The organism is Tenacibaculum sp. L6, assembly GCF_028823685.1.
GTDB lineage: Bacteria > Bacteroidota > Bacteroidia > Flavobacteriales > Flavobacteriaceae > Polaribacter.
Genome location: NZ_JAPEHZ010000005.1, coordinates 40,770 through 57,959 on the forward strand (window position 1 = coordinate 40,770; position 17,190 = coordinate 57,959).

General features: G+C 34.8%; 12 protein-coding genes, 5 tRNA genes and 1 pseudogene. 17 read left to right on the forward strand and 1 reads right to left on the reverse strand.

The features are described from left to right. Window positions 1–5 precede the first annotated feature (5 nt). The 16 genes from hpf (at window position 6) to OU788_RS02075 (ending at window position 13,977) form a co-directional block, all read left to right on the forward strand. Entirely contained in the window at window positions 6–311 is a 306-nt protein-coding gene (gene hpf / locus OU788_RS02000) for a ribosome hibernation-promoting factor, HPF/YfiA family (protein ID WP_274633614.1), read from the forward strand. A 100-nt stretch (window positions 312–411) separates the two neighbouring features. Further along, window positions 412–485, forward strand: a tRNA-Thr gene (locus OU788_RS02005). Between the two features lie 43 nt (window positions 486–528). Then, a tRNA-Tyr gene (locus OU788_RS02010) sits at window positions 529–611 on the forward strand. A gap of 23 nt (window positions 612–634) precedes the next feature. Further along, a tRNA-Gly gene (locus tag OU788_RS02015) sits at window positions 635–707 on the forward strand. Between the two features lie 11 nt (window positions 708–718). After that, window positions 719–791, forward strand: a tRNA-Thr gene (locus OU788_RS02020). 75 nt (window positions 792–866) lie between these two features. Further along, window positions 867–2,054, forward strand: a complete 1,188-nt coding sequence (gene tuf / locus OU788_RS02025; protein ID WP_274633615.1) for an elongation factor Tu — start codon at window positions 867–869, stop codon at window positions 2,052–2,054. Between the two features lie 58 nt (window positions 2,055–2,112). Beyond that, window positions 2,113–2,185 (forward strand) — tRNA-Trp (locus tag OU788_RS02030). 53 nt (window positions 2,186–2,238) lie between these two features. Continuing rightward, window positions 2,239–2,430, forward strand: a complete 192-nt coding sequence (gene secE, locus OU788_RS02035) for a preprotein translocase subunit SecE (RefSeq protein ID WP_274633616.1) — start codon at window positions 2,239–2,241, stop codon at window positions 2,428–2,430. Between the two features lie 2 nt (window positions 2,431–2,432). After that, window positions 2,433–2,981: a transcription termination/antitermination protein NusG gene (nusG, locus tag OU788_RS02040; RefSeq protein WP_274633636.1), complete on the forward strand. Its 549-nt coding sequence runs from the start codon at window positions 2,433–2,435 to the stop codon at window positions 2,979–2,981. Window positions 2,982–3,045: 64 nt separating this feature from the next. After that, a complete protein-coding gene (rplK, locus tag OU788_RS02045) occupies window positions 3,046–3,483 on the forward strand; it encodes a 50S ribosomal protein L11 (RefSeq protein ID WP_274633617.1) in 438 nt (145 codons plus the stop codon). Between the two features lie 67 nt (window positions 3,484–3,550). Then, window positions 3,551–4,201 (forward strand): 50S ribosomal protein L1, encoded by a 651-nt coding sequence (gene rplA, locus OU788_RS02050; protein ID WP_446751471.1) that lies wholly within the window; start codon window positions 3,551–3,553, stop codon window positions 4,199–4,201. 21 nt (window positions 4,202–4,222) lie between these two features. Further along, window positions 4,223–4,738, forward strand: coding sequence for a 50S ribosomal protein L10 (rplJ, locus tag OU788_RS02055; RefSeq protein ID WP_274633618.1), 516 nt, complete (start codon window positions 4,223–4,225; stop codon window positions 4,736–4,738). A 49-nt stretch (window positions 4,739–4,787) separates the two neighbouring features. Then, window positions 4,788–5,162: a 50S ribosomal protein L7/L12 gene (gene rplL / locus OU788_RS02060; protein WP_028892878.1), complete on the forward strand. Its 375-nt coding sequence runs from the start codon at window positions 4,788–4,790 to the stop codon at window positions 5,160–5,162. 234 nt (window positions 5,163–5,396) lie between these two features. After that, a complete protein-coding gene (rpoB, locus tag OU788_RS02065; protein WP_274633619.1) occupies window positions 5,397–9,206 on the forward strand; it encodes a DNA-directed RNA polymerase subunit beta in 3,810 nt (1,269 codons plus the stop codon). Window positions 9,207–9,304: 98 nt separating this feature from the next. Beyond that, window positions 9,305–13,576 carry a DNA-directed RNA polymerase subunit beta' gene (gene rpoC, locus OU788_RS02070; protein ID WP_274633620.1) on the forward strand — a complete coding sequence of 1,424 codons (4,272 nt, stop codon included), beginning with the start codon at window positions 9,305–9,307 and terminating at the stop codon, window positions 13,574–13,576. Between the two features lie 89 nt (window positions 13,577–13,665). After that, window positions 13,666–13,977, forward strand: coding sequence for a DUF3467 domain-containing protein (locus tag OU788_RS02075; protein ID WP_274633621.1), 312 nt, complete (start codon window positions 13,666–13,668; stop codon window positions 13,975–13,977). Between the two features lie 44 nt (window positions 13,978–14,021). Here OU788_RS02075 and OU788_RS02080 read toward each other — a convergent pair whose 3' ends face one another. Continuing rightward, window positions 14,022–14,606, reverse strand: coding sequence for a Crp/Fnr family transcriptional regulator (locus OU788_RS02080; protein ID WP_342454896.1), 585 nt, complete (start codon window positions 14,604–14,606; stop codon window positions 14,022–14,024). Window positions 14,607–14,810: 204 nt separating this feature from the next. On the opposite strand from OU788_RS02080, the pseudogene OU788_RS02085 reads away from it, so the two are divergent. Then, window positions 14,811–17,190, forward strand: a pseudogene (locus tag OU788_RS02085) (heavy metal translocating P-type ATPase).

Below are 17,190 nucleotides of genomic sequence, written 5' to 3' on the forward strand. Positions count from 1 at the left end.
GAATTATGAAGGTATTCACGCAATCAGTAAATTTCTCAGCAGACAAAAAGTTAATAGATTACATTGAGAAAAAAGTAAGAGGATTAGAAAGGTTTCATGATAAGATCGTTGATGCAGAAGTATTTTTAAAAGTGCAAAAAACGAGCGAAAAAGAGAATAAAATTACAGAGGTAAAAATCAATATACCAGGAGATGAGTTAATGGTGAAAAAGCAATGCAAAACTTTTGAAGAAGGAGTTAGTATGTCGGTAGAATCATTAAAAAGACAGTTGCAAAAGTCTAAAGAAAAAAAGAAAGATGCTCTTGTATAAAAAAACAATAAAAAATAATTAAAAAAAGTTTTAAAAATCAAAAATTACTTTTTACATTTGCAGTCCGTTAGAAATAGCGGATTGTTTTTTTATAGCAATTGCCGATGTAGCTCAGCTGGCTAGAGCAGCTGATTTGTAATCAGCAGGTCGTGGGTTCGAGTCCCTCCATCGGCTCTAAAAGAACAAAAGTTCATTAAAATTTTGATTTAAGATTTTTGGGGAGATTCCAGAGCGGCCAAATGGGACGGACTGTAACTCCGTTGTCTTACGACTTCGCAGGTTCGAATCCTGCTCTCCCCACAAAAATCTTAAGAAGCAAAATTGCGGGAGTAGCTCAGTTGGTAGAGCGTCAGCCTTCCAAGCTGAATGTCGCCGGTTCGAACCCGGTCTCCCGCTCTAAATTCGTTGCCGACATAGCTCAGTTGGTAGAGCGCATCCTTGGTAGGGATGAGGTCACGGGTTCAAATCCCGTTGTTGGCTCTATTTTAGAGTTTATTTGACAAGAGTTTTAAAATAACACTAAATATATTTAACTAAGAATTAAAATTAATAATCATGGCAAAAGGAACTTATGATCGTTCGAAACCGCACTTAAACGTAGGTACTATTGGTCACGTAGATCACGGTAAAACTACTTTAACTGCTGCAATTACTAAAGTATTAGCAGATGCAGGATATTCTGAGCAAAGAGCTTTTGATCAAATCGATAACGCTCCAGAAGAAAAAGAAAGAGGTATTACAATTAACTCTTCTCACGTAGAGTATGCAACAGCTAACCGTCACTACGCACACGTTGACTGTCCAGGTCACGCCGATTACGTAAAGAACATGGTAACTGGTGCTGCACAAATGGATGGTGCTATCTTAGTAGTAGCTGCTACAGATGGTCCAATGCCACAAACTCGTGAGCACATCTTATTAGGTCGTCAGGTAGGTATTCCACGTATCGTTGTTTTCTTAAACAAAGTTGATATGGTTGATGACGAGGAGTTATTAGAATTAGTAGAGATGGAAGTAAGAGACTTATTATCTTTCTATGAGTACGATGGAGATAACGGTCCTGTAATCGCTGGTTCTGCTTTAGGTGCATTAAACGGAGAGCAAAAGTGGGTTGATACAGTATTAGAATTAATGGAAGCTGTTGATACTTGGATTGAAGAGCCACCAAGAGATACTGAAAAGCCATTCTTAATGCCAATCGAAGATGTATTCTCTATTACTGGTCGTGGTACTGTAGCAACAGGACGTATCGAAACTGGTATCGTTAACACTGGAGATCCTGTAGAGATCATCGGTATGGGTGACGAGAAGTTAACTTCTACTGTAACTGGTATCGAAATGTTCCGTCAAATCTTAGATAGAGGAGAGGCTGGAGATAACGCAGGTATCTTATTAAGAGGTATTGCAAAAGAAGATATTAAAAGAGGTATGGTAATCTGTAAGCCAGGTTCTATTACTCCACACGCTAAATTCAAAGCAGAGGTATATATCTTAAAGAAAGAAGAAGGTGGACGTCACACTCCATTCCACAACAACTACCGTCCACAGTTCTACGTACGTACAACAGACGTAACTGGTAACATCAACTTACCAGAAGGAGTAGAGATGGTAATGCCAGGTGATAACTTAACTATCATCGTAGACTTAATCCAACCAATCGCATTAAACGTTGGTTTACAGTTCGCAATCCGTGAAGGAGGTAGAACAGTAGGAGCTGGTCAGGTAACTGAAATTTTAGACTAATTACAGTTTAATTATAAATTATAAGGAGTCTCCTTATTGGTGAGACTCCTTTATAAATACGGGTTTAGCTCAGTTGGTAGAGCACTGGTCTCCAAAACCAGGTGTCGGGAGTTCGAGTCTCTCAACCCGTGCAAAAATTAAAAACGAGTTGTGGTTTTACTGCAACTCGTTAAAAGGATAAAATATGAGTAACTTTGTACAATATATTAAAGATTCTTTTGAAGAATTAAATACCAATATGACTTGGGCATCTCGCGAAGAAGCTCAAAAGTCTACAGTGGTAGTAGCAGTATTCACTATTGTTTTTGCTTTAGCAGTAGCTGGAATAGATAAAGTTTTTCAAACAGGATTAGATAACTTCTTTAAAATGTTTTAATGATGGCTGATTCGGTGATGAAATGGTATGTTGTGAGAGCTATTGGTGGTCAAGAAAATAAGGTTAAATCTTATATCGAGACTGAAATAGCGCGTCATGGGTTGTCTGATTATGTAAACCAAGTAATCGTTCCAACTGAAAAAGTTATTCAAGTACGAAACGGAAAGAAGATGAACAGAGAAAGAGTTTACTTTCCTGGTTATGTAATGGTAGAAGCTAATTTAGCAGGTGAGGTTCCTCACGTAATCAAATCAGTAACTGGAGTTATTGGTTTTTTAGGTGAAACAAAAGGAGGTGATCCAGTACCAATGCGTAAATCAGAAGTAAACAGAATGTTAGGTAAGGTTGATGAACTTTCTGTTAAAGATGAAAACGTTGCAATTCCTTATTCAGTTGGTGAAACTGTAAAAGTAATTGACGGACCTTTCAACGGATTCGATGGAACTGTTGAAAAGGTTAATGAAGAAAAACGTAAATTAGAGGTAATGGTAAAGATTTTCGGAAGAAAAACTCCATTAGAATTAAATTACATGCAAGTAGAGAAAATATAATTGTTACACCTATATTTTGGTGTGTTTAAGCTTCCAATTTAAGCACATCGTTAAATCTTAAACAATGGCAAAAGAAGTAAGTAAATTAGTAAAACTACAAGTTAGGGGAGGTGCTGCGAATCCGTCGCCACCAGTTGGACCCGCTTTAGGTGCTGCCGGTGTTAACATCATGGAGTTCTGTAAGCAGTTTAATGCTCGTACACAGGACAAACAAGGTAAAGTATTACCTGTTGTTATTACAGTTTATACAGACAAATCTTTCGAGTTTGTTGTAAAAACTCCACCAGCTGCGGTACAATTATTAGAAGCGGCCAAAATTAAGAAAGGTTCAGGTGAGCCTAATAGAAAGAAAGTAGCAAGCGTATCTTGGGATCAAATTCGTGGAATTGCAGAAGACAAAATGGCTGATATGAATGCCTTTGAAGTAGAATCTGCAATGAAAATGATTGCCGGAACAGCTCGTTCTATGGGATTAACAGTAACAGGTGATGCTCCTGCATAAACTTAAAAGAGATTTAGAAAATGGCAAGATTGACTAAAAAACAAAACAAACGGAGGCTCGTGCTAAAATAGATAGCTCTAAAGTTTATAATTTAAGTGAAGCATCAGCTTTAGTTAAAGAAATTACAAACGTAAAATTTGATGCATCTGTAGATTTAGCAGTGCGTTTAGGGGTAGATCCTCGTAAAGCTAATCAAATGGTACGTGGAGTTGTAACATTACCTCACGGAACTGGTAAAGATGTAAAAGTTTTAGCATTAGTTACTCCAGATAAAGAAGCAGAAGCTAAGGAAGCTGGTGCTGATTATGTTGGATTAGATGAGTACCTTCAAAAAATTAAAGGAGGATGGACTGATGTTGACGTTATTATTACTATGCCTTCAGTAATGGGTAAATTAGGTCCTTTAGGACGTGTCTTAGGTCCTCGTGGTTTAATGCCAAACCCAAAAACAGGTACAGTAACTATGGATGTTGCAAAAGCAGTACAAGAAGTAAAAGCTGGTAAAATCGACTTTAAAGTAGATAAAACTGGTATTGTACACGCTGCAATCGGAAAAGCATCTTTTGATGCTGCAAAGATTACAGAAAATGCAAACGAGTTAATTCAAACATTAATTAAATTAAAGCCAACAGCGGCTAAAGGAACTTATATTAAGAGTATCTTTATCTCTTCTACTATGAGTCCTAGTGTTGCTGTAGATGTTAAAACAGTATCGTAAGGCAGTTAAAACTTTTTAATTATGACTAGAGAGGAAAAATCACAAGTAATACAAGATTTAACAGCACAATTAGCAGATACTAGCACAATCTATTTAGCAGATATTTCTGGTTTAGATGCAGCTACTACATCTAACTTACGTAGAGCTTGTTTCAAAGCTAACGTACAATTGGCTGTTGTTAAAAATACATTGCTTTCTAAAGCAATGGAAGCTTCTGATAAAGATTTCGGAGAGTTACCAGACGTATTAAAAGGTAATACTTCAATGTTAATTGCTGAGGCTGCAAATGCACCAGCAAAAGTTATCAAAGAGTTCAGAAAAAAATCAGACAAACCTTTATTAAAAGGTGCGTATGTTGAAGAAGCAGTTTATGTTGGAGATGACCAATTAGACGCTCTTGTTAACATCAAGTCTAAAGAAGAACTTATTGGAGATATTATTACCTTATTACAATCTCCTGCTAAGAATGTTGTTTCAGCATTACAATCAGGTGGTGGTAAGTTATCAGGTATCTTAAAGACATTATCAGAAAAATAATTTCGCGCACTAATAAACTAAAATAATAAAATTTTTAAAAACAATTAAAATGGCAGATTTAAAAGATTTCGCAGAGCAATTAGTTAACTTAACAGTAAAAGAAGTTAATGAATTAGCTGATATTTTAAAAGAAGAGTATGGTATTGAGCCAGCAGCAGCAGCTGTAGCAGTAGCAGGTCCAGCAGCAGGTGGTGGAGATGCAGCTGAAGAAAAAACTGAGTTTGATGTAATCTTAAAAGCAGCAGGTGGTTCTAAATTAGCAGTTGTAAAGTTAGTTAAAGAATTAACTGGATTAGGATTAAAAGAAGCTAAAGAAATCGTTGATAGCGCACCAGCACCAGTAAAAGAAGCAATCTCTAAAGATGAGGCAGAAGGTCTTAAGAAGTCTTTAGAAGAAGCAGGAGCTGAGGTAGAGCTTAAGTAAGCTATACTCCCGATTTAAAACGGGGAAAAACAATTAAGGTTTAGGTACTAAAAACACATGTTTTTAGGCCTAAACCATTTTGTGTATATATTCGTTCTTTATTTTTCACAATAAATTCCATTGTGATTTTACGATTATAAAGTGCTGGTTTTTAATCAGTAAAGCAATTAAAATTGCAGTATTGAAACGGTTAAGTTTCAAAAATATTATTTTTAATTAAAAATAGCATCTCTTTTGGCAACGATAAACACTACTGAAAGAATTAACTTCGCGTCTTCGCAGTTAGGAACTGATTATCCAGATTTTTTAGATATTCAGGTAAAATCATTTCAAGATTTTTTCCAATTGCAAACTAAAGCAGAAGAACGTGGAGAAGAAGGTTTGTACAAAACCTTTATGGATAACTTCCCGATTACCGATACACGTAATCAATTTGTACTAGAATTTTTAGACTACTTTGTAGATCCACCAAGATATAGCATTCAAGAATGTATCGAGCGTGGTTTAACTTACAGTGTACCTTTAAAAGCACGTTTAAAATTATATTGTACCGATCCTGAACACGAAGATTTCGAAACGATAGTTCAAGATGTATACTTAGGTACAATTCCTTATATGACTAACTCTGGAACATTCATTATTAATGGAGCAGAAAGAGTTGTAGTGTCGCAATTACACCGTTCACCAGGTGTATTTTTTGGGCAATCTTTCCACGCAAACGGAACCAAATTATACTCTGCAAGAGTAATTCCTTTCAAAGGTTCTTGGATAGAATTTGCTACCGATATCAATCAAGTAATGTATGCTTATATTGATAGAAAGAAAAAATTACCAGTAACAACATTATTCAGAGCCATCGGTTTTGAAAGAGATAAAGATATATTAGAAATTTTTGATTTAGCTGAAGAAGTAAAAGTTTCAAAAGCTGGATTAAAGAAGGTATTAGGGCATAAATTAGCGGCGAGAGTTTTAAAAACTTGGCACGAAGATTTCGTTGATGAGGATACAGGAGAAGTAGTATCGATTGAACGTAACGAAATTATTTTCGATCGTGATACCATTATTGAAAAAGAACATATTGATGAAATTATAGATTCTGGTGCTAAGACTATCTTATTACACAAAGAAGATAATCAGCAAGCAGACTATGCAATCATCCATAACACATTACAAAAGGACCCTACAAACTCTGAAAAAGAGGCTGTAGAGCATATATATAGACAATTACGTAATGCTGAACCGCCAGACGAGGAAACTGCAAGAGGAATTATTGAAAAATTATTCTTCTCAGAGCAACGTTATAGTTTAGGTGAAGTAGGACGTTTTAGAATGAATACTAAACTTCAGTTAAATGAAGATTTAGATCAAAAAGTATTAACAAAGAACGATATCATTACCATCATTAAGTATTTAATTGAGTTAATCAATTCAAAAGCTGAAGTAGATGATATCGATCACTTATCTAACCGTCGTGTTAGAACTGTTGGTGAGCAATTAGCAGGTCAATTTGGTGTAGGTTTAGCTCGTATGGCACGTACTATTCGTGAAAGAATGAATGTTCGTGACAACGAAGTATTTACTCCAATCGACTTAATTAACGCTAAGACTTTATCTTCAGTAATTAACTCTTTCTTTGGTACCAACCAGTTATCTCAGTTTATGGATCAAACAAACCCATTAGCAGAGATTACTCATAAACGTCGTTTATCGGCTTTAGGACCTGGAGGTTTATCACGTGAAAGAGCAGGTTTCGAGGTGCGTGACGTTCACTATACTCACTACGGTCGTTTATGTCCGATTGAAACACCTGAAGGACCAAACATTGGACTTATTTCTTCTTTAGCTGTATATGCTAAAGTTAACAATATGGGATTCATTGAAACTCCATATAAGAAAGTAGAAAACGGTTCAGTTTCTTCTGAAGAGCCTATTTATTTAAGTGCTGAGGAGGAAGAAGGAATGAAGATTGCTCAATCTAACTTACCTGTTGCAAATGATGGTAAGATAGAAGGAGATAGAGTAATTGCTCGTGAAGAAGGAGATTTCCCAGTAGAAAGTCCTGAAGCAATTAACTATATGGACGTTGCGCCTAACCAAATCGCTTCGATTTCAGCATCGTTAATTCCTTTCTTAGAGCATGATGATGCCAACCGTGCGTTAATGGGATCGAACATGATGCGTCAAGCAGTTCCATTATTACGTCCAGAATCTCCAATCGTTGGTACTGGTTTAGAGCGTAGAGTTGCTAAAGATTCTCGTATCTTAATCAATGCTGAAGGAGCAGGAGTTGTTGAGTATGTAGATGCTAACAAAATTACAATTAAGTACGACAGAACAGAAGAAGAGCGAATGGTAAGCTTCGATTCTGATGAAGTATCATACGACTTAATTAAGTTTAGAAAAACCAACCAAGGTACGAACATCAACCTAAAACCAATCGTAAAAGTAGGTGATAGAGTTGAAGAAGGACAAGTACTTTGCGAAGGTTATGCAACACAAAAAGGAGAATTAGCTTTAGGTAGAAACATGAAAGTAGCCTTTATGCCTTGGAAAGGGTATAACTTCGAGGATGCGATTGTGATTTCTGAAAAAGTTGTTCGTGAAGATATCTTTACTTCTATCCACATTGATGAGTATTCATTAGATGTTCGTGATACGAAGTTAGGAGCAGAGGAGTTAACAAACGATATTCCTAACGTTTCTGAAGAGGCTACTAAAGACTTAGATGAAAATGGTATGATTCGTATTGGAGCAGAAGTAAATCCTGGTGACATCTTAATTGGTAAGATTACACCAAAAGGAGAATCTGATCCAACTCCAGAAGAAAAGTTATTACGTGCCATCTTTGGTGATAAAGCAGGTGATGTAAAAGACGCATCATTAAAAGCTTCTCCATCATTAAGAGGTGTTGTAATCAACAAAAAATTATTCAAACGTGCGGTAAAAGATAAGAATAAGCGTGCTCGTGATAAAGAAGCTATCGCAGCTTTAGAAGCATCTTACGTATCTAAGTTTGAAGACTTAAAAGATGTATTAGTTGAAAAATTATTCAACTTAGTATCAGGTAAAACATCTCAAGGAGTTTATAACGACTTAGGTGAAGAAGTATTACCAAAAGGTAAGAAGTTCACGCAAAAAATGTTAAACTCTGTTGAAGACTTTACACATTTAAACGGAACTTGGACTACCGATAAGGAGTTAAACGATTTAGTTGTAGAATTAGTTCACAACTACAAGATTAAAGTAAACGATTTACAAGGAGTTTTACGTCGTGAGAAGTTTACTATTTCTGTAGGAGACGAATTACCAGCCGGAATCTTAAAACTTGCTAAAATTTATGTTGCTAAGAAACGTAAATTAAAAGTAGGAGATAAGATGGCAGGACGTCACGGAAACAAAGGTATTGTTGCACGTATCGTACGTCAAGAAGATATGCCTTTCTTAGAAGATGGAACACCAGTAGATATCGTATTAAACCCATTAGGGGTACCATCGCGTATGAACATTGGTCAGATTTATGAAACTGTTCTTGGATGGGCAGGTCAAAAATTAGGTCAAAAATATGCGACTCCTATTTTCGATGGGGCTTCTTTAGATGAAATTAATAAATTAACAGACGAAGCAGGAATTCCAAGATTCGGTCATACATACTTATATGACGGAGGTACAGGTAAGCGTTTCGATCAGCCAGCAACGGTAGGGGTAATTTATATGATTAAGTTAGGTCACATGATTGAAGATAAGATGCATGCACGTTCTATCGGACCTTACTCATTAATTACACAACAGCCATTAGGAGGTAAAGCTCAGTTTGGAGGTCAGCGTTTTGGAGAGATGGAAGTTTGGGCACTTGAAGCATATGGTGCATCAAGTATCTTACGTGAAATCTTAACTGTTAAGTCTGATGACGTATTAGGTAGAGCAAAAACTTACGAAAGTATTGTAAAAGGTGAGGCTATGCCAGAACCAGGTTTACCAGAATCATTTAACGTATTAATGCACGAACTTAAAGGTTTAGGATTAGACGTTAAATTAGAAGAATAATCACAGTGAAATGTCTCAGAGTCTAGGCTCTGAGGCAAATCATTTTTTCAATATCAGTCTTGTTAAAAGACATTTATTTTTAATTCGAATCCATTATCATGGCAAGAAAAAACGAAAAATACACTGTTAAGAAGTTTAACAAAATTTCAATAGGTTTAGCATCACCTGAGTCTATTTTAGAGGCTTCAAAAGGTGAGGTGTTAAAACCAGAAACTATTAACTACCGTACACATAAACCAGAAAGAGATGGGTTATTTTGTGAGCGTATCTTTGGACCTGTAAAAGATTATGAGTGTGCGTGTGGTAAATACAAAAGAATTCGATATAAAGGTATCGTTTGTGACCGTTGTGGGGTTGAAGTTACTGAGAAAAAAGTACGTAGAGATAGAGTAGGTCATATTAACTTAGTGGTACCTGTAGCACATATTTGGTATTTTAGATCATTACCTAACAAAATGGGATACCTTTTAGGGTTACCATCTAAAAAGTTAGATATGATTATTTACTACGAGCGTTACGTAGTAATTCAACCAGGTATTGCTAAAAATGCTGAAGGAGAACCATTACAAAAAATGGATTTCTTAACAGAAGAAGAGTATTTAGATATTTTAGATACACTTCCACAAGAAAATATGTACTTAGAAGATTCTGATCCTAATAAGTTTATCGCTAAAATGGGAGCAGAGTGTTTAATCGATTTATTAGAAAGAATCGATTTAGACCAACTATCTTATGAGTTACGACATAAAGCAAATACTGAAACTTCTAAACAACGTAAAAACGAAGCATTAAAGCGTTTAAATGTTGTTGAAGCTTTTAGAGATTCTCAAAAGAACAGAGAAAATAATCCAGAATGGATGATTATGAAAGTAATTCCGGTTATTCCACCAGAATTACGTCCATTAGTTCCATTAGATGGTGGTCGTTTCGCTACTTCTGATTTAAATGATTTATACCGTCGTGTAATCATCCGTAACAATCGTTTAAAGCGATTAATGGAAATCAAAGCTCCAGAAGTAATTTTACGTAACGAGAAACGTATGTTACAAGAATCAGTAGATTCATTATTTGATAACACGCGTAAATCATCTGCAGTAAAAACTGAATCTAACAGACCATTAAAATCATTATCTGATAGTTTAAAAGGTAAACAAGGACGTTTCCGTCAAAACTTATTAGGTAAGCGTGTTGATTATTCTGCACGTTCGGTAATTGTTGTTGGACCAGAATTAAGATTATTTGAATGTGGATTGCCAAAAGATATGGCAGCAGAACTATACAAGCCTTTCGTTATTCGTAAGTTAATCGAAAGAGGTATTGTTAAAACTGTAAAATCTGCAAAGAAAATTATAGATCGCAAAGAACCAGTTGTTTGGGATATCTTAGAAAATGTAATTAAAGGACACCCGGTGTTATTAAACCGTGCCCCTACCTTACACCGTTTAGGTATTCAAGCATTCCAACCAAAATTAATAGAAGGTAAAGCAATTCGTTTACACCCATTAGCATGTTCGGCATTTAACGCGGATTTTGATGGGGATCAAATGGCGGTTCACTTACCATTAGGGCCAGAAGCTATTTTAGAAGCTCAACTATTAATGTTAGGTTCTCACAATATCTTAAACCCAGCAAACGGAGCTCCTATTACTGTACCATCACAAGATATGGTATTAGGACTTTATTATATGACGAAAGAAAGAAAGTCAACTCCTGAAGTGCCAATTAAAGGTGAAGGATTAACTTTCTACTCTCCAGAAGAGGTAATTATTGCCTTAAATGAAGAAAAAGTAGACCTAAATGCAGGTATTAAGGTTCGTACTAATGATGTAGTAAATGGAGAGCACGTAGTTAGAATTATTGAAACTACTGTAGGTAGAGTTTTATTTAACGAAGTTGTACCAGAAGAAGCAGGGTTTATTAATGAAGTTTTAACTAAGAAATCATTAAGAGGTGTTATTAGTAGAATTTTAAAAGTTACTGATATACCAGCTGTTGGAAAATTCTTAGATGAAATTAAAAATATGGGATATAAATACGCCTTCGAAGGTGGTTTATCATTCTCATTAGGTGATATCATTATTCCAGAAGAGAAACACGCTATGATTGCTGAGGCAAACCAAGAAGTGGATGGTATTATCATGAACTATAACATGGGTATGTTAACGCAAAAAGAGCGTTATAACCAGGTAATTGATGTTTGGGGATCTACCAACAACCGATTAACTGAATTATCGATGAAGCGTTTACGTGAAGATCAACAAGGATTTAACTCGGTATTTATGATGTTAGATTCTGGAGCGCGTGGATCGAAAGAGCAGATTCGTCAGTTAACAGGTATGCGTGGTCTGATGGCAAAACCTAAGAAATCTACTGCTAGTGGTGGAGAAATTATTGAAAACCCGATTTTATCTAACTTTAAAGAAGGTTTATCAATTTTAGAATACTTTATCTCTACGCACGGTGCTCGTAAAGGTCTTGCCGATACCGCATTAAAAACAGCCGATGCAGGTTATTTAACACGTCGTTTAGTAGATGTGTCTCAAGATGTTATCATTAACGAGGTAGATTGTGGTACATTAAGAGGATTAGAAGTTTCTGCATTAAAGAAAAACGATGAAATCGTTGAATCTTTAAGCGATAGAATTTCAGGTCGTACAGCATTACACGATGTATATCCACCAAACTCTGATGAGTTATTAATAGCTGCAGGAGAATTAATTACTCCATTATTAGCTGATAAAATTGAAGCTGCAGGGGTAGATACAATTGAAGTTCGTTCTGCATTAACTTGTGAATCTGAAAAAGGAATTTGTGAGAAGTGTTACGGACAAAGTATGTCTACTGGTCAGAAAGTTCAAAGAGGTGAAGCAGTTGGTGTAATTGCAGCACAATCGATTGGAGAACCAGGTACACAGTTAACATTACGTACGTTCCACGTTGGAGGGGTAGCAGGAAACATTTCAGAAGATAACAAGTTAATCGCTAAGTTTGATGGAGATGTAACTATTGATGATTTACGTACGGTTAAAGGTAAAGACGCAGCAGGAGAAGAAGTAGATATCGTTATTTCTCGTACTGCCGAAGTTAAAATTACCGATAAGAAAAACGGAGTTGTATTAAGTACAAACATTATTCCTTACGGTTCTATCATTTTTGATAAAGATAGAAAAACAATCAAAAAAGGAGATGCTCTATGTCAATGGGATCCATTTAACGGAGTTATCGTTTCAGAATTCGCTGGTAAAGTGAAGTTTGATAACTTAGAGCAAGGAATTAACTACTCTGTAGAAATTGATGAACAAACAGGTTTCCAAGAAAAAGTAATTACTGATTCTAAGAACAAGAAAATCATTCCTTCATTAATCATTGAAGATGCTGATGGTAATGCATTACGTTCATACAGTTTACCAGTAGGTGCTCACTTAATTGTTGATAATGGTGATAAAGTTGAGTCTGGTAAAACATTAGTAAAAATTCCTCGTAAGTCTGGTAAAGCAGGAGATATTACAGGAGGTTTACCACGTGTAACAGAATTATTTGAAGCACGTAACCCATCTAACCCAGCTGTAGTTGCTGAGATTGACGGAGTTGTATCTTTTGGTAAGATTAAACGTGGTAACCGTGAAATCATTATTGAATCTAAAACAGGTGATGTTAGAAAATACTTAATCAAGTTATCTAACCAAATCTTAGTTCAAGAAAATGACTTTATCAAAGCAGGTATGCCGTTATCTGACGGAGCAATTACACCAACAGATATCTTAAATATCAAAGGACCTTCAGCTGTACAAGAGTACTTAGTAAACGAAATTCAAGAAGTATATCGTTTACAAGGGGTGAAGATTAATGACAAGCATTTCGAAGTAGTAGTACGTCAAATGATGCGTAAAGTTAGAATTATTGATTCAGGAGATACCTTATTCTTAGAAAATCAATTAGTTCATAAAACTGATTTCATCAAAGAAAACGATGCTATCTACGGAATGAAAGTTGTTGAAGACTCAGGAGATTCAGCAAACTTAAAACCAGGACAAATTGTTACTGCTCGTCAATTAAGAGATGAAAACTCTTTATTACGTAGAGAAGATAAAAACTTAGTAATTGCACGTGATGCTCAACCAGCTACTGCTGAGCAAGTATTACAAGGTATTACAAGAGCTTCGTTACAAACGAAGTCGTTTATCTCAGCTGCGTCGTTCCAGGAAACTACTAAAGTATTAAACGAAGCCGCAGTAAACGGTAAAGTAGATACCTTAGAAGGATTAAAAGAGAATGTAATTGTTGGTAAACGTATACCAGCAGGTACAGGAATGAGAGCATACGAAGATTTAATCGTTGGTCCTAAAGATGAGATTGAACAAAGTTTATAAGAACTTATGTTTATAAATTATAGCAAGGGTTTAGAGTTTTTAAAACTCTAAACCCTTGTTTTTTTTCTAAAAAAATAATATATTACAGTATGGACGATACTAAAAAAGAACCTCAATTAAACATAGAATTAGATCAAGAAATAGCTGAAGGAACCTATAGTAATTTAGCTATTATAAACCATTCTGTTTCAGAGTTTATTGTTGATTTCATCAACATTATGCCAGGTGTACCTAAGGCAAAAGTAAAATCGAGAATTATATTAACACCACAACATGCAAAACGTTTATCAAAAGCGTTGGCAGATAATATTCGTAAGTTTGAACAAGCACATGGTGAAATTAAAGATTATGAGCAGCCTCCAATTCCAATGAATTTTGGTGGGACTACAGGTGAAGCTTAAAACAAAAAAATCGTCTATTTAGACGATTTTTTTTGTTTTTATATTTAGAAACCTTCAGACAAGTCTTTTAAGGCTTTAACATCTAAAATAACGATTTCTTTTCCTTGTAAATCGATCATTTTCTTCTTTTTAAATTCAGAAAGTAATCGGATGGCACTTTCAGTGGCAGTTCCTATAATATTGGCAATATCTTCTCTAGATAAGTTAACCTTTATAGAGCCATTATCATTTTTTTCAAACTTGGCTTCTAAAAACAAAAGAGTAGCTGCTAAACGTTGTTTTACGGTTTTTTGAGCCATATCAACAATAACATCATCTGCTTTTTTTAGTGAGTTTGCCATTTTTCTTAAAAGATCCAAAGAAAAAAGAGGATTGTTCTCTAAATCCCTAATAATTTCATCTTTAGGAATAAAACAAACCTCCATATCATTTATGGCAATAGCCTTTAAATTTGAGGCTTCGTTGTTTATTAAACTACGTTCTCCTAAAATATCTCCTTTTTGTATTAAATGAATAATTTGATCTCTACCATTATCACTCATTTTAGAAACCTTACAAACACCATCTTTAATACAAAATACTCCGTTGATATACTCTCCTTCATCAAATAAAACTTCTCCTTTTTTCACTGTTTTCGACGTTTTACACCCAGTGATTCTTATCAGCTCGTCTTTTGTAAGAGTTTTTAAGGAGTTGAATTCACGAATGATACACTGCTCACACTTGCTCATATTTATGCCTTTTTTTCCACTCAAATATACAGAAAAAGCTGACAATTATCATGTTTTAAAATAGAATCTTATCGGACATTTGTTGTAGGCAAAAGAGTAAATATGGAAAGCAAAATATGTTTTCATTGTGGTAACGAATGTGATACCGAAAAAATTACAGTACAAGATAAATTTTTCTGCTGTAAAGGGTGTAAAACCGTTTATGAAATATTTTCAGAAAACGATTTAACGTGTTATTACGATTTTCAAAACAACCCAGGAGCTATCCCTGAAGAAATACAAGGAAAGTACGATTTTTTAGATAATCAACCGATTGTAGAAAAACTTCTTGAGTTTAACGATGGTAATATGCAGGTCATTAATCTGTATATACCGCATATTCACTGTAGTTCGTGTATTTGGGTTTTAGAAAATCTTCACAAACTGCAAAGTAATGTGTCGTCGGCACAAGTTAACTTCCCGAAAAAAACTGTACGAATTACGTACAATTCAGAAAAGACTTCACTAAAAGAAATAGTACTATTATTAAGTTCTATTGGTTATGAACCGTATATCAGTTTAGAAGATTATGAAGTAGGAAAAAAGAAAGTTGATCGCAGCTTAATTTACAAATTAGGAATTGCTGGTTTTGCTTTCGGAAACGTGATGTTTTTATCATTTCCTGAATATTTTGAAGTGTCAGAATACTGGTTAGAACAATACAAAGGTGTATTCCGTTGGTTAATGTTTATTTTTTCGCTTCCAGTAGTGTTTTATGCAGGAATTGATTATTTCATTTCAGCTTATAAAGGCTTACGTTCAAAAATTTTGAATATAGATGTTCCGATTGCTTTAGGAATATTTGTGCTGTTTGTTCGTAGTACAGCTGAAATTCTTTTCGATCTAGGAACAGGATTCTTTGACAGTTTAACAGGATTAGTATTCTTTTTATTACTTGGAAAGTTTTTTCAACAGAAAACCTATAACTTCTTATCGTTTGAACGTGATTATAAATCGTATTTCCCAATTGCGGTAACCAAGATAACTTCCGACAAAAAAGAAGAGAATACTCAAATTTATGAAGTTAAAAAAGGAGATAGATTATTAATTAGAAATCAGGAGTTGATTCCTGTTGATGGAATTTTAATTAGCGGAGAAGCAAAAATAGATTACAGTTTCGTTACAGGTGAAGAAGTGCCCGTAAACAAAAAATCGGGAGATAAGTTATTCGCAGGAGGAAAACAATTATCAGGAAGTATAGAAATGGAAGTGTTAGCTTCGGTTTCACAAAGTTACTTAACGCAGTTATGGAGTAATGATGTGTTTCAGAAAGATAAGAACTCATCTTTTAAAACATTAACAGATGAGATAAGTAAAAACTTTACCATAGTTGTGTTTTTTATCTATCGCTTTTTTATCTACTGGATTTTGGCTGTATTACGATTCAAGTGTAGCGTTAAACGTATTTACTTCGGTTCTAATTATCGCATGTCCGTGTGCAATTGCATTGGCAGCTCCGTTTACTTTAGGAAACATCTTGCGAATTTTTGGCAGAAAGAAATTCTATCTTAAAAATGCGACTGTAGTAGAACAATTAGCAGCTGTTAATTCGGTAATTTTTGATAAAACAGGTACGCTTACCACGAATAAAGAAAACACAATAACGTATGAAGGAGAAAGCTTAGATCCCACTCAAAAATCAATACTAAAAAGTTCTCTTAGAGCGTCGAATCACCCATTAAGTAGAATGTTGTACACTTCGTTACAAGATGAAGAGGTGTTAACCGTAGATAGTTATCAAGAGCACGTAGGTAAAGGAATTGAAGCGAATTATCAACAAACAAAAATAAAAATAGGTTCATCTTCTTTTGTTAAAAATGCAAAAGAGCAAACGAATTTAGATACTTCAGTACATATTAGTGTTAATGATGAATACAAAGGAAAGTATGTTTTCAAAAATGCCTATAGAAAAGGTGTTCAGGAATTATTTACTCAGCTAAATAAGAAATATGATTTATCGATAGTATCTGGAGATAATGAAGGAGAAAAGAAGTTTTTAGAAGAGTTTTTACCGAAAGAAACCACCTTTTTATTCAATCAAAAACCACAAGATAAATTGCACTATGTTGAGGAGTTGCAAGAAAAAGATAAGAGTGTGTTGATGATTGGAGACGGATTGAATGATGCTGGAGCTCTAGCTCAAAGTAATGTGGGAGTTGTAATATCTGAGAATATTAACGTGTTTTCTCCAGCCTGTGATGCGATTTTAGATGCGACGAAATTTAATCAGATAGCAGATTATATAAAAGCCTCAAAAAAAGCAGTAAAAATTATAAAATATTGTTTTTTATTATCTTTAATGTACAATGTTGTAGGACTTTATTTTGCAGTAACAGGGCAATTAATGCCTGTAATTGCAGCAATTTTAATGCCTTTAAGCTCTATAAGTGTGGTAGTATTTACAACGATTGCTACCAATATGTTAGGAAGAAAACTAAAATAA

Excerpts from the sequence above, each read along its gene's own strand:
- hpf (WP_274633614.1), top strand. The coding sequence starts at position 6 with ATGAAGGTATTCACGCAATCAGTAAATTTCTCAGCAGACAAAAAGTTA.
- tuf (WP_274633615.1), top strand. The coding sequence starts at position 867 with ATGGCAAAAGGAACTTATGATCGTTCGAAACCGCACTTAAACGTAGGT.
- secE (WP_274633616.1), top strand. The coding sequence starts at position 2,239 with ATGAGTAACTTTGTACAATATATTAAAGATTCTTTTGAAGAATTAAAT.
- nusG (WP_274633636.1), top strand. The coding sequence starts at position 2,433 with ATGGCTGATTCGGTGATGAAATGGTATGTTGTGAGAGCTATTGGTGGT.
- rplK (WP_274633617.1), top strand. The coding sequence starts at position 3,046 with ATGGCAAAAGAAGTAAGTAAATTAGTAAAACTACAAGTTAGGGGAGGT.
- rplJ (WP_274633618.1), top strand. The coding sequence starts at position 4,223 with ATGACTAGAGAGGAAAAATCACAAGTAATACAAGATTTAACAGCACAA.
- rplL (WP_028892878.1), top strand. The coding sequence starts at position 4,788 with ATGGCAGATTTAAAAGATTTCGCAGAGCAATTAGTTAACTTAACAGTA.
- rpoC (WP_274633620.1), top strand. The coding sequence starts at position 9,305 with ATGGCAAGAAAAAACGAAAAATACACTGTTAAGAAGTTTAACAAAATT.
- OU788_RS02075 (WP_274633621.1), top strand. The coding sequence starts at position 13,666 with ATGGACGATACTAAAAAAGAACCTCAATTAAACATAGAATTAGATCAA.